Raw genomic sequence first — 11,291 nt, 5'->3', positions numbered from 1 at the left:
GACACGAGTTTGCGCACACCTTTTAATCAAAAAAGAGCTGCCCGGGCAGCTCTCGTAAATAATAAATCCATTTTTCGTCTATTGGTAAAGCTGGGTTAGCTTGTCCTTGTTTTCATCGTAGTTGATCCCGGAGAAAAGGTGGTCCAGCCACTCCAGGCTCAAATTGAACCAGCGGGCCGTGTGCGGGTTGCCCTGCCAGAAAATGTCTTCCGTGGACAGTTCCGGAGTGGCCAAAGAGTAACCGTGGTAGCCGATGTCAAACATGTGGGCCTCGCACTTGACCTTGTTTTTGAACAAGGCTTCCTCATAGGCCATGGCATTGGTCGGCAGGCAGATTGGGTCGTTCCAGGACTGGAAGATGAAGGTTGGCGGCGTCTTCGGACTTACCCCCAGGGCCGTGTCGACCAGCTTGGGGTCAGGCGGCAGGGCCACGTCAGCCCGGCCGCCGATTTCAAAGGCCACCTTGTGGACGTCAGTCAAAGGATAACCCAGAATCGTGGCATTTGGCCGGACCTGGTCCCCCTCATAGCCATAGCTTTCCTGGTATTCAGCTTCATCAGCCAGGTAGTTGGCCGCGCTGACAATATGGCCGCCGGCGGAAAAGCCAATGGTCATGATCTTGTTTGGGTCAATCTGGTATTCAGCAGCGCGTTCGCGGTAGTAGTTGACCGTGCTGAGAACGTCCAGGCCGGCATCAGGATAGATCATCCCTTCATCTTGCAAAAGATTGTAGCTGACCACGCAGGCGTTGAAGCCCCGGCTGACATAGGCCAGGGCCACCGGCTCACCTTCCTTGACGGAGAGGTGGGTGAAGGAGCCGCCCGGCACGACGATGGCCAGGGGGCGGAGCTTGTTTAAGGGAGCGTGGCCGCTTTTAACCGTGTAGGTCTGCAGCTGGTAGGTCCGGCCGTTAAAGTTCTTGATCTCTAGTTTTTTCGTTTCCATTTTTTGCCTCACTTTGCCGGCTCATCCCCTTGGCCAGCAAAAAGGTCGCCAAAGGAACCGTCAGCAGCACACCGAGCAGAGAATACATGATGATCAGTGCTTCGTTTACAAAAAGTTTATCATTAATTACCTCACTAAAGGAATAGTGGAGCCGGTAATACCATAAAAAGAGGGACAAAAAGCTGCCAAACATCCCGTAAATGATGGTGTTCATGGCCGTGCCCAAAACGTCGTAGCCGATGGCTGCCCCGCTCTTCATCAGCTGCTCTTCCGTAATATCCGGCTTGGCCTTCTTCAGTTCCAAAATCCCCGAACTCATCGACACTGCGGCTTCCGCCACCGCCCCAAGGGCGGAGAAAATGGCCACGGTAACGGCGATCTGCCCGTAGCTGATCCCCGGCATCTGGGAGTGACCCAGGAGGATTTCCCCGGCTTCCGGCCCCAAACCGGCGGCTTGGGCCAGGTATTGGATGCCTAAGATCAAGACGCTGACGAGGGATAAGACGATCAAAGAGGCATAGAAGGAATTTTTAGCCACGGTATAGTCATGGGTGCCCAGGAAGATAATCGTGGCCAGCTTGAGGGGCACGAAAATCGAGGTGATGATGGGAATGCTCAAGCCCCAGGAGATAAGCATGGCCACCAGGACCAGCAAGAGGCTGTTGATCAAGACGCTGAAGAAGCTGCGGATCCCGGTTTCCCCGCCGATGATGGTCATCAAGATGGCCAAAACGATGATTAAAGCGCCAAGGCTGCTCATTCTTGCTTACCCCCTTTCTGCGGCTTTTTTAAAAAGAGGAGGCTGCAGAGGCTGGCAAAAACGATGGTCAAAACGATCCCGATTGCTGAAACCGCGCTCTGCGTCGCCCCTAAGGACATGGTGAAGTTAAAAGTCGTCGCGATAGTGTTATTGTCCCGGAAGTACAGGATTGTTTCCGGCAGGGCTTCAGAAATGAAGATCAAGACCAAAACATTGATCAAAGGCCCCATGATCTCCTGCCCCATCGTTCGTCCGCTGGCCAAAAGCTCCTTAACGGTGATCTCGGGCTTGTGCTGGATCAGTTCATACAAGCTGGAAACGATGTCCGTCGCCTCGTCCATAACTGCCCCAAGTACCCCCAGCAGGGCCTGGGCCATGAAGATCCCCCGCGTGTCCTGGGTGGCATAGTCGCCCATTTCATAGTTGAGGTAGGTCTCCCCGGTCAGTTTGATAACGGCATAGCAGAGGGCAAAAGAGACAAAGACCCCGAGCAGGGTTGCCAGCCAGGTGACCAGCATCTTTTTGTTTACCCCCTGCACGATAGCCAGGCTGAAGAAGGAGAAGACGATGTCAGCCAGGGAGAACATCCAGATGATCCCGGCCCCGTTGACCGCCACGTCCCACAAGATCAAGCAGTAAAACAGGATCCAGCTGATAGCCATGGAAACGATCAAGTGCCAGCTCCGCCGGCCGACTACCGCCACCATCAAGGCCAGGGTAATAGCCAAGGTCATGACCAGGATCCAGTCTCTTTTTGGTGAAACTAGGGCCAGGCTGCCGTCAGTCACTGTCACGAAGACCCGCTCGCCTGCCCGGTACTTCTGGGTGACCAGCTGGGAAGGGTAGTAGGTGTTGACCGTTTCAAAGGTCTGCCCTTTGTACTTGCCGGTCAAGACTTGAACGTGCAGGTACTGCCGGCGTTCTTCATCCTTATTGCCGTAAATATCAGTTTCTTTTTTCAGCAGGCGGTCTTCGATCTTCGTGTCCGTGATCACCGCCACCGGGTTCTTGTAGCCGGTCGTCTTAAAATAGGTCAGCGCGGCCAGGCCCAGACCCAGGGCCAGCAGGACCAGGGCAGCCAGGATGCGCTGCTTTTTCGTTTCCATCCTCTTTGCATTTGCCTTTCCATTTTTTGCTTATTTTTAAGTGACAGTCAGTCCCTTATTATTTTAAGCAAAAAAAGGACCGCTTTCGCGGTCCCCTTTGATTTTTAAGTATAATTTAACAAATCACGCCATTATTTGAAAATCTTCTTCCACCAGGGAGTCTTCTTGGGCGCCAGCTGCATGTCAGCCAGGGTCCGGTAGGTTGGCGCCCCCTTGGCCGCGTTCTCCTGGGCCCGGCTGAGCAATTCCTCGTGAACTTCCTGGTCGCTCTTGGCCATGTCAGCCACGACCTGGGCCCTTTTCTGCTCCGGAGTGACCGGCTCATCTTCTAAAAAGCCGTCATCAAAATCCGGCAGGTCCAGGACATCAGCCGCTGGCTCAAGGGCAGCTTCCGGCTTTTCCGCTGCCTTAGCCGCTGTCAGCTGGGCCAGCTGCTCTTTCAGTTCAGCAATTTCCTGGTCCTTGGCGGCCAGGGCAGCTTCCAGCTGGTCTTCCCTGGCTGTCTTGACCGGTGCTTCTTCCTTTTCACCAGCAAAAAGTTCCTGGGCCGCCTGGTCGACCTTCTGCCCTGCCTTGACCAGGTCCTGCATTTGCTTCAAAACTGTCAAGTCTTCCGGCCGGTAGCGGCGGGTATTCTTGACCCGGGGAAAGTAAGCTGGTGAAGCAGCCTTCTCCACCGCCTGCGAATACTTGCGCAGGGTGTTCTCGCTGACCCCAAGGGCCTGGGCGGCTTCACTGGTCTTCATCTGCTCACTTTTCTCACTCATGTTCTGACTTTCTTTCGCAAAAAACTAAATTTTCAAAGTACTTTTTTCTTAGTCGTGCTTGTGCAGGAGAGTCTTCTTGTGGGCGTAGCGCTCTTCAGCCAGCCTGATCAAGCGGGTGATCAAGTCTGGGTAAGAAATCCCGGCTTCTTCAAACAGCTTCGGGTACATGCTGATGTTGGTAAAGCCTGGCAGGGCGTTCAATTCGTTGAAGATGACTTCCCCGTCGCTTTCTCTAAGCATGGAGTCAACCCGGGCCATGCCGCTGCACTCAGTGACCTGGTAGATCTTCAAGGCGTTTTCCTGGACCTTTTCCGCGGTTTCTGCCGGAATCTGGGCTGGAATCTGCAAGGTCGTGGTTGATTCTGTGCTGTACTTGTTTTCGTAGCTGTACCAAGTATTGTCGGCGTTGATGATCCGGCCGACCCCGGAAACTACCGGGTGGTCGTTACCCAAAACGGCGGTTTCAACTTCAGTGCCTACGATCCCTTCTTCAACCAAAACCTTGTCATCGTACTTGAAGGCTTCGGCCAAAGCTTCAGCGTAGTTGCTGTCGTCAGTTACGTGAGTGATGCCGACGGAAGAACCCTGGTTGGACGGCTTGACGAAGAGGTTGCTGGTGCCCAGCTGGCCACTGACCCAGTCGTAGCTGAGCTTTTGGTTCTTGGCGTCCTCATATTCGTAGCGCTTGATAGATACCCACTTGGCTACCGGCACGCCGGCTCTTTGGGCCAGGATCTTGGTGAATTCCTTGTCCATGGTTACGGCTGCCGCTAAAACGTCAACCCCGACGAAAGGCTTGTCGATCAAGCGGAAGAGGCCCTGCAGGACCCCGTCTTCACCCAGGTTGCCGTGGACGATTGGGAAGAGCACGTCCAGTTCCGGCCGGGAAGCCAGCTCGATCAAGTTGGAAAGGTTGGCCGTCTTGTCATTTTTTTCCACCATGTAGCCCGGCTCTTCCAGAACCATGTATGAATCAGCTTCACTGGCCACGTAGCCGGAGTTCGTGATCCAGATCGGGTGCACGTCAAACTTGTCCTTGTCGATTGCCTTGTAGATGTTGCCGGCTGAAGTGATTGAGACTTCGTATTCGGAGGAGTTCCCACCAAAAATCAAACCAACTTGTGTTTTTTTCGTCATTGTTTCGTCTCCTTTTATCAATCTGTATTATACCGAAAACTCGGGCTTTTGGCGCACTTTCCAGGCAAATTTTAAGTTTTTTTAGCGAAAGCGCTTAATGGCGAAAAAAGCAAAAAATCAGCTATAATATAAACTAGAAAGGGGTTGATAAAGATGCGTCATAAGCCAGCACTGCTTTTACTGCCGGTAATCCTTCTGGCAGTAGGGTCCACGGCTGTCCAGGCGGCAGAATTCACGCCGCAGGAACAGGCAGAGGTGCTCCGTTTTCAAAGAGAATACCAGGCCTTGAGCAAGACCGTCTACACCCAGCAGAATATCTATGCCAGCAAGCCTTCCTTGAAGAAGAAGTTCAAGGCGGGCAGCTTAAAGTCTAGCTACATCAACGAGCAAGTCGCCTACATCAACTACTACCGTGACCTCTTCGGCTTAACTGCCGTCAAGACAACAAGCCATGGCAACAAGAATGCCCAGACGACGGCCGCCGTCATGGCCGCCATTAATGCCAACCCGTTCGTCAACCAGCACGGGCTGCCAAATGAGAAGCGGCCAAGCTACATTTCCAAGAAGAACTGGCTTTTGGCCCAGGACGTTTCCAACTCGGCCAACCTCAACTTCAATGCCAGCCCGCAGACGGCTGGGGACGTCGTGACCGACCTCTTGACCGACCGCTATAATCTGTCGGGTTCTGACACCGGCCACCGGGCCTGGCTGCTTTCCACCCGCTTAAGCAAGATTTCAGTCGGGGCAGCTTACGGGACCAACGGCTACCGCTACTCAGTCAACCAGGTCTTGAATGTGGGCGACAGCGCAAGAACTGCCAGCCGGGAAATGGTAGCCTATCCAAATGCCGGGGTCTTCCCCCTGGAGCTTTTAAATGGACAAAACATCGCCTGGTCTTTATACTTTTCAAACAAGGTCGTGACCTCAACCCCGAAGATCACCGTTACTGACGATGACACCGGCAAGACGGTCACCGCCAGCCAAGTGGCCAACTACAGCGAGTACGGCTTTGGCAACTTCCAGACCGTGATCACCTACTACCCAAGCAAGCTGCAGCTGACGGCCGGCCACAAGTACACGGTCAGAGCCGGTAACCTGGCCACTTACAGCTTCAAGCTCTTCAAGCAGAGCAGCAGCCAGACTTATTCAAGCAAGGTCTCCTCTTCCAGCACCCAGAGCAAGAACAAGGTCAGCCAGAAGGACCTGCAAAACAAGGGCCTGGCCAAGTACCTCTACAAGGTCGGCAAGAACATCTCCACCGTCAAGAGTAAGAAGATCACCAATGCCAAGGCAGTCAAGAAGACCAGCAAGACAAAGAAAACTAGTAAGAAGACTAGTAAGAAATCTAGCAAGAAGTCTAGTAAAAAGTCCGCGAAAAAGTCTAGTAAGAAGTCTAGAAAAAAATCTAGTAAGAAAGCTAAGGCTAAATCTAAAAAGACCAGTAAGAAAGCTGCCAAAAAGTCTAATAAGAAATCTAGCAAGAAGAAGTAAACAAGTAAAAGTATAAGTTAAAGCAAAACAGACAACCATGCACCAACACGACGAGTTAAATTGTATCAGCCACGTGCCGATTTTTAAGAACCTCCCCCTGGACCTGCGCCAGGACTTGGTTCACATTTCGACCCACCAGCAGTTTTTTAAAAAAGGGAGCTTGATCCACGCCCCGGGCGACGGCCGCCTGTCAGTCATGTCCCTGGACTCAGGCCGGGCCAAGGTCTACAGCCTCAGCCCCGACGGCCATGAGCAGGTCCTCAGCTTGATGCAGGAGGGCGACATCAACGGGGAGGAAAACCTCTTTGACACGGAAAACGATGACCTCTTCATCGAAGCCCTGGAAGACAGCACGGCCTGCTCCATCAACTATTCCGACTTCCAGGACCTTCTGCTCAAGTCCCCGGAGCTTTCCCTGCACCTCTTAAATGAATTCGGCCAGCGCCTGGTCAGCGCGCAAAAGAACGCCATGCGCCGCAACAGCCTGGAAGCTGGCCCCCGCCTCTACGCCAGCTTGAAAGACTACGCTGACGAAGCCGGCTCCGCCACCTTCACCCTTCCCTTGAAGAAGAAGGACCTGGCCAGCCTGCTGGGCATCACCCCTGAAACTCTCAGCCGGGAGTTCTCCAAATTAAAAAAGGATGGCTACATCGCCGCCAAAGGCAAGCAGATCACCATCCTTAAATAGCAAACTAAAAAGGCAAAGCCCAACGGCTTTGCCTTTTTACTATCTTGAAGTCGCCTGCCATGGAATGGCACTGACCACGTATAAAATAACGCCGGCGATCACGAAGTCCAGGAAGACCCCGCTGGCGATTTCCAGCCAGTAGCCCAGGTCCGCCACGGTAATCACCGAAGTGTCCATAAAGATCGGCACCATGGCCAAAAGCCCGTAAACCAGGATGAACCAAAAGGCGGTCCACATCAGCCCGGCTGTCATGTCGTGAACCACTGCCCGCTTGGTGTGACTGGCAAAAGCCTCCCGCAAAATCGAGACTACGGCCACCAGACAGAGCAGGATCACCAGTAGGTTGACGATCCGGATGATCGTGATCAAGTTGGCCTCTAACATGACCGTGGCCAGGTCAAAGGCATTGCTGACGATGTAGACTGAAGAATCGCTCTGCTTCTTCAGCTTCTTGCGGATAGCGGTCACCTGGTCGGTATCCGTCTGCTCCTTCTTCAAGATCACGGCCCTGATGTCTTTAGCCAGGTCCAGATTGCTGGTATGGATAAAGTGCCAGCCATACTTGTAGTCGATGATCAAGTCGGCAACTTCCCTGGCCTGGTCATCAGAGATCAAGTTCTTTTCATCGCTGGACCCGTTGACGATTGTGGCCAGGCGGTTGAAGTGGCTGTTGACCTGCTGGCTGATCACGACCGTGTTGCTGTCGGTCTTGATGGTCTCCTTCATAAAAGCAGGATTCAGGAAAGTTCCCGTGGCCAGCAGCAAACTGAGCAATAAGAAAGCTATAAAGGCCAAGGGACGCTTGTATTCTAACGCGTTGTCCACGATTTCATAGTTGTTCCTTCGTCTGTGCGTTCCGGAACTTTCTGCCATGCGCTTGCTCCTAACTGTAAATTACCTTGCCTTCGTCAAACATGGTGTCGATCGCGTGGTGGACCTCACCGATGTTGCTGTCGTCAATGATCCCGTGACCTTCTTCCAATACGGCGTCGATTTCCGCAGGATCCGCGTGCAAAAAGCCGTACATCAGGGAACTGGTTGAGTAGTCCGCCATTTGTTCGGCGTTAAGACCGTGCTTTTCCCGGTCACGATACAAACGGCCAACCCCCGTAATGATAAAGGCAATCCCGGTCCGGATTTCCTGGTAGTTGCTGTATTCGGAAAAAGCATTGTGGGACTTCATCCATTCGTCCAGCATCCGGCTCCAGTTGTCCAAAGAAGTCTGGTCAGTAAAGGCCTCCGTAATTACCCGGTCCAGGCCCTTGTCCGTCATCCCCAAAGTCGCGATCGTGTAGATTAAAGCGTCCACCCGGGTGAAGGGGTTCTTCTTTGGCGCGTGATAGTTTATTTCTACCTGGTCCCACATAGTATTGAACAGGTTTCTGACAATGTCAGTCATCAGTCTTGCCTTGTGGGGGTAGTAAGACTGCAGCAGAGACTTGGAAATTCCTGAATTCTCCGCGATCATCTGCAAGGAAACATGGTCAAAGCCATTGGCTCTGATCAAACGGAAGGTGTTGTCCAAGATCTCCCGCCGTCTCTGCATGTTCTTTCTTCTTGCCATCAATCATCTCATCCTCTCTGTGAAGGTTAATAAAATTATAGCAAGATTTCCTTGCCTAATTACAGCAATAACACTCGCTTTTACCCAAATCTGTTATTTTTATTGTTTTATTAAGTCACATTCCAAAAAACAAAATAAACAAAAACAGGAGACCGCTAGCGGTCTCCCGGTTTATCGCGCCTTAGTCTTTGGTGAAGCGGTTTTGTTCATCAAAAATATCGTGAATTGAGCGATCGTTGTAAATATGGTCAATCCCCTTGGCCAACAAGCGGTCAACTGAGATCCGGACCATCCGGTCAGGATACTTTTCATGCTTGATGGTATCCGTAACCACAATTTGTTCCAGCGGCAAGCCATTCAAGATCTTGATCGCGTCTTGTGAAAGCAAGGCGTGAGTAGCAGCCGCGTAAACCTTGGTCGCGCCGGCAGCGAAGACTGACCGGGTCGATGAAGCCAGGCGGGTGCCAGTGTCGATCAAGTCGTCAACGATGATGCACTTCTTGCCCTTAACGTCACCGATCATGCCGTGGACGCTGTCATCGTAGCGGGCCCCGCGCTGGTCAACAATGGCGATCGGCGCGTTGAAGTACTGGCCGAAGACCCGGGCCAACTTGGTCCCGCTGTGGTCTGGTGAAACAACGACCACGTCGTCGTCATCCTTAACCGCGATCCCGTTGTCCAGGAAGTATTGGGCCAAAAGCGGCATCGCGTGCAGGTGGTCAACCGGCACGTTGTAGAAGCCCTGGATTTGGGAAGCGTGCAAGTCGATGGTCAATACCCGGTCGATCCCAGTCAGCTGGAGCAGGTTGGCAATCAGCTTGGCCGTGATTGGTTCCCGAGACCGGGTCTTGGTGTCGGAACGAGAGTAGGCCAGGTACGGGATCACGCAGTTAACCGTGTGGGCTGAAGCCCGGTGGAGGGCATCCAGGACAATTTCCAGTTCCATGAAGTTTTCATTGACCGGATCTTGAATTGACTGGATGACGAAGACGTCACAGCCCCGGACGCTTTCCGCGATGTTGACCTGGATTTCACCGTCGCTGAAGTGGTGAACCGTCGTTTCGATCAAAGGAACGCCCAGCGTGCTGGCTACCTTTTCGTTCAATTGCGGATTGCCGCCGAGCCCGATCACCTTCATCGGGTTGAGCAACTTATGAATTTCTTCTTTTGTAATTGATGTCATCATGAGCCCCTTAGAAACACTCTCATTAACAGAATCTATTGTATCTACAGTAACATTATAGCAAAAGTTCGGCTTTGATCGGCCTTTTTCTCATTATTCCTTGCAAAAATCTTTGATCAAGTCTAAAATCTTCAAGCTGTCTACCACGTAGGAATCGTGGGTCTGCCGCGGCATCAAGGCCAGGCGGCCATTTGGAATCAAACTGCTGTACCAGCGGACATGTTCGACTTTGACCCAGTCATTTTCCCCGACCACGCAGAGAACGGGAATCTGGATCTGCTCCAGGCTTTCCGGCTCCATGTAGGATTCGGTAAGTTCCACCCGGCTGTCGCGGTCAAAGCGGAGAAAGCGCCGGACCCCTTCAGTCAAGTAGTGGTACTTGTGGATCCCCCGGCCGTCGATGAAGACCCCGGCCACGACCGCCTTGCCCAGGATATCGGGCTGCTGGCTGGCCAGCATCAGGGTCACCAGACCGCCGGAGTCATAGCCAAAGACGTAAGGCTGCTCCAGTCCCAGCTCCTTGATGAAGACAGCCAGGTCTTCCACTTCAGTCTGGTAGTGCTCAGCCCCGTCGCCGCCGCTTAAGCCGTGCCCCCGCATGTCCAGGGTATAGACCGTGTAATACAGTGACAAAGGCGCGATCACCTTGCTGTACATTCCACCGTCCAAGTGGTGGCCGTGCAGCAGGATCAGGGGCTGGCCCTGACCGAGCTTTTGGTAGTAAAGATCGACTCCATTAACTTTGATGATCATCTTTGATCCTTTCCCTTACATAATATTCCTGGGTTTGCGGCCGCTTGCTGAGGACTTTCTGCCACAAGTGAGAAAAAATGCTCTTGTAAATCGAAATATTGGCCCCCACGATGCTCCAGAAGTGGTCCCAGCTGACCGTGTGCACCGCGCTGTCGGTTCTTTGCCAGTAGTGGTAGAGCGGCACGGAGCTGTAGTAGCAGCCTTCCGTCTGCATCAGATAGTCAATATTGAAAACCTGGTCTTCCATCAAGTCCAGGTCCTCGTTAAAACGCAGGTGCAGGCAGCGGACCAGCTGGGTCTTGTAGCACTTGTTCCAGGTATAGCCCTTAACCGGCGAATGGGCACTGCCCAAGACCTTTAACACGGCCTCAAGCCGGGTCAATTCCCCCTCAACCGGTTTAGTAATCGGCACGGACGGCTTCCCTGCCTGGTCGACATAATAGCCGCAGGTTACCATGTCATCGTCCGGGTGACGGTCAAAAGCCTTGATAAAGTAGTCCGTGTAGTCTGGCTCAACCCAGTCGTCTCCATCGTGAAAAATAAAATACGGAGTATCAACCATGTCCAGGCCTAAGTTCCGGGCAGCGGCCACCCCTTCATTGGCCTTGCTGACCAGGTCGAAGGCTTGGAAGCGGTCCTGGTAGCTGGCCGCGATTTCCGCGGTTGAGTCAGTCGAGCCGTCGTCAATGACCAGCAGCTTGAACTGCTGGTTCTTCTGCTCAAGCAAATAGTCCAAGGCTCTGGCCAGGTATTTCTCTTGGTTGTAAACAGTCATGATGACCGTCAGCTTCAAGTCGGCATTCGCTCGCAAAGCCGCATCCCCCCCTCTCCAAATCTATCCTTTTCATTATATCATCTTCGCCAGGAATCTGCCGCCAGCCGGGGCCTGCTTAAATT

General features: G+C 52.9%; 12 protein-coding genes. 2 read left to right on the top strand and 10 right to left on the bottom strand.

Features of this window, described 5'->3' with window-relative positions:
* Positions 1-78: 78 nt before the first annotated feature.
* From HMPREF3168_RS01515 to HMPREF3168_RS01495, 5 genes are all read right to left on the bottom strand, one after another.
* Entirely contained in the window at positions 79-945 is an 867-nt protein-coding gene (locus tag HMPREF3168_RS01515; RefSeq protein ID WP_070488121.1) for an alpha/beta hydrolase, read from the bottom strand.
* Positions 911-1,705, bottom strand: coding sequence for a YibE/F family protein (locus HMPREF3168_RS01510; RefSeq protein ID WP_003611652.1), 795 nt, complete (start codon positions 1,703-1,705; stop codon positions 911-913). Before HMPREF3168_RS01510 ends, HMPREF3168_RS01515 begins: the two co-directional genes overlap by 35 nt.
* Complete coding sequence (locus HMPREF3168_RS01505) at positions 1,702-2,811, bottom strand: YibE/F family protein (protein ID WP_070488119.1); 1,110 nt, start codon at positions 2,809-2,811, stop codon at positions 1,702-1,704. Before HMPREF3168_RS01505 ends, HMPREF3168_RS01510 begins: the two co-directional genes overlap by 4 nt.
* A gap of 131 nt (positions 2,812-2,942) precedes the next feature.
* On the bottom strand, positions 2,943-3,578 hold the full coding sequence (locus HMPREF3168_RS01500) for a helix-turn-helix domain-containing protein (protein ID WP_070488117.1): 636 nt from the start codon (positions 3,576-3,578) through the stop codon (positions 2,943-2,945).
* Positions 3,579-3,626: 48 nt separating this feature from the next.
* A complete protein-coding gene (locus HMPREF3168_RS01495; protein ID WP_070488115.1) occupies positions 3,627-4,715 on the bottom strand; it encodes a D-alanine--D-alanine ligase family protein in 1,089 nt (362 codons plus the stop codon).
* Positions 4,716-4,868: 153 nt separating this feature from the next.
* On the opposite strand from HMPREF3168_RS01495, the gene HMPREF3168_RS01490 reads away from it, so the two are divergent.
* Positions 4,869-6,206 (top strand): CAP domain-containing protein, encoded by a 1,338-nt coding sequence (locus tag HMPREF3168_RS01490; protein ID WP_070488113.1) that lies wholly within the window; start codon positions 4,869-4,871, stop codon positions 6,204-6,206.
* A gap of 37 nt (positions 6,207-6,243) precedes the next feature.
* Positions 6,244-6,894, top strand: coding sequence for a Crp/Fnr family transcriptional regulator (locus HMPREF3168_RS01485; RefSeq protein ID WP_003611588.1), 651 nt, complete (start codon positions 6,244-6,246; stop codon positions 6,892-6,894).
* A gap of 39 nt (positions 6,895-6,933) precedes the next feature.
* On the opposite strand, the gene HMPREF3168_RS01480 is transcribed toward HMPREF3168_RS01485, so the two are convergent.
* The 5 genes from HMPREF3168_RS01480 to HMPREF3168_RS01460 all read right to left on the bottom strand — a co-directional run bounded on the left by HMPREF3168_RS01480 (position 6,934) and on the right by HMPREF3168_RS01460 (position 11,187).
* Positions 6,934-7,767 carry a hypothetical protein gene (locus HMPREF3168_RS01480; protein ID WP_050951971.1) on the bottom strand — a complete coding sequence of 278 codons (834 nt, stop codon included), beginning with the start codon at positions 7,765-7,767 and terminating at the stop codon, positions 6,934-6,936.
* A gap of 10 nt (positions 7,768-7,777) precedes the next feature.
* Positions 7,778-8,458, bottom strand: a complete 681-nt coding sequence (locus HMPREF3168_RS01475; RefSeq protein WP_013438970.1) for a TetR/AcrR family transcriptional regulator — start codon at positions 8,456-8,458, stop codon at positions 7,778-7,780.
* Between the two features lie 181 nt (positions 8,459-8,639).
* On the bottom strand, positions 8,640-9,641 hold the full coding sequence (locus tag HMPREF3168_RS01470) for a ribose-phosphate diphosphokinase (protein WP_198400697.1): 1,002 nt from the start codon (positions 9,639-9,641) through the stop codon (positions 8,640-8,642).
* A 93-nt stretch (positions 9,642-9,734) separates the two neighbouring features.
* Positions 9,735-10,394, bottom strand: coding sequence for an alpha/beta fold hydrolase (locus tag HMPREF3168_RS01465; RefSeq protein ID WP_003611621.1), 660 nt, complete (start codon positions 10,392-10,394; stop codon positions 9,735-9,737).
* Positions 10,378-11,187 carry a glycosyltransferase family 2 protein gene (locus HMPREF3168_RS01460; RefSeq protein WP_035174907.1) on the bottom strand — a complete coding sequence of 270 codons (810 nt, stop codon included), beginning with the start codon at positions 11,185-11,187 and terminating at the stop codon, positions 10,378-10,380. The genes HMPREF3168_RS01465 and HMPREF3168_RS01460 overlap by 17 nt, the downstream gene beginning before the upstream one ends.
* Between the last annotated feature and the right edge of the window lie 104 nt (positions 11,188-11,291).

This window comes from Lactobacillus sp. HMSC08B12 (assembly GCF_001808415.1).
In the GTDB taxonomy this organism is placed as follows: domain Bacteria; phylum Bacillota; class Bacilli; order Lactobacillales; family Lactobacillaceae; genus Lactobacillus; species Lactobacillus delbrueckii.
The sequence above is the reverse complement of the archived record's forward strand: the minus strand, read 5'-3'. Positions and strand labels throughout refer to the sequence as shown.

Coding starts and splice junctions, on each gene's coding strand:
- HMPREF3168_RS01475 (WP_013438970.1), bottom strand. CDS start 8,458: ATGGCAAGAAGAAAGAACATGCAGAGACGGCGGGAGATCTTGGACAAC.
- HMPREF3168_RS01465 (WP_003611621.1), bottom strand. CDS start 10,394: ATGATCATCAAAGTTAATGGAGTCGATCTTTACTACCAAAAGCTCGGT.
- HMPREF3168_RS01515 (WP_070488121.1), bottom strand. CDS start 945: ATGGAAACGAAAAAACTAGAGATCAAGAACTTTAACGGCCGGACCTAC.
- HMPREF3168_RS01495 (WP_070488115.1), bottom strand. CDS start 4,715: ATGACGAAAAAAACACAAGTTGGTTTGATTTTTGGTGGGAACTCCTCC.
- HMPREF3168_RS01470 (WP_198400697.1), bottom strand. CDS start 9,641: ATGACATCAATTACAAAAGAAGAAATTCATAAGTTGCTCAACCCGATG.
- HMPREF3168_RS01485 (WP_003611588.1), top strand. CDS start 6,244: ATGCACCAACACGACGAGTTAAATTGTATCAGCCACGTGCCGATTTTT.
- HMPREF3168_RS01500 (WP_070488117.1), bottom strand. CDS start 3,578: ATGAGTGAGAAAAGTGAGCAGATGAAGACCAGTGAAGCCGCCCAGGCC.
- HMPREF3168_RS01510 (WP_003611652.1), bottom strand. CDS start 1,705: ATGAGCAGCCTTGGCGCTTTAATCATCGTTTTGGCCATCTTGATGACC.
- HMPREF3168_RS01505 (WP_070488119.1), bottom strand. CDS start 2,811: ATGGAAACGAAAAAGCAGCGCATCCTGGCTGCCCTGGTCCTGCTGGCC.
- HMPREF3168_RS01490 (WP_070488113.1), top strand. CDS start 4,869: ATGCGTCATAAGCCAGCACTGCTTTTACTGCCGGTAATCCTTCTGGCA.
- HMPREF3168_RS01480 (WP_050951971.1), bottom strand. CDS start 7,767: ATGGCAGAAAGTTCCGGAACGCACAGACGAAGGAACAACTATGAAATC.